This window comes from Staphylococcus sp. GDY8P198P, assembly GCF_017891615.1.
Lineage (GTDB): Bacteria > Bacillota > Bacilli > Staphylococcales > Staphylococcaceae > Staphylococcus > Staphylococcus cohnii.
On record NZ_JAESJQ010000010.1, the window covers coordinates 1 to 308 of the forward strand.

1 pseudogene is annotated in these 308 nt (G+C 25.3%); it reads right to left on the bottom strand.

The features are described 5' to 3' along the window. Positions 1-52: 52 nt before the first annotated feature. Positions 53-308 (bottom strand): annotated as a pseudogene (locus tag KA824_RS09240) (hypothetical protein); the annotation flags it as partial.

A 308-nucleotide genomic window follows, 5' to 3' on the forward strand; every position in this document is an offset into this window, starting at 1 on the left:
TTTTATATGATTTTGCTGCTTTTTTTACCCCATCTTTTGCAATGTAAATACCTCAGACTTCATTTCCACCAAGAAATGACTTACTGATTTCATTTAAAATATAACCCTCACCAGTACCAACATCTATTACATTATTTTTAGTTTTAATCTCATATTTTTTAATAATTTCTATGATTTTTAAAATTAATGTCGAATACAAATTGCTACTATCATTCAATTCTCTTCTAGCAATAAACAATTTTTTATCGTATTTACTTTTTTTATGCCCTAAAATTAAATTCGAATACCCCTCTTTTGCAATATCAAAA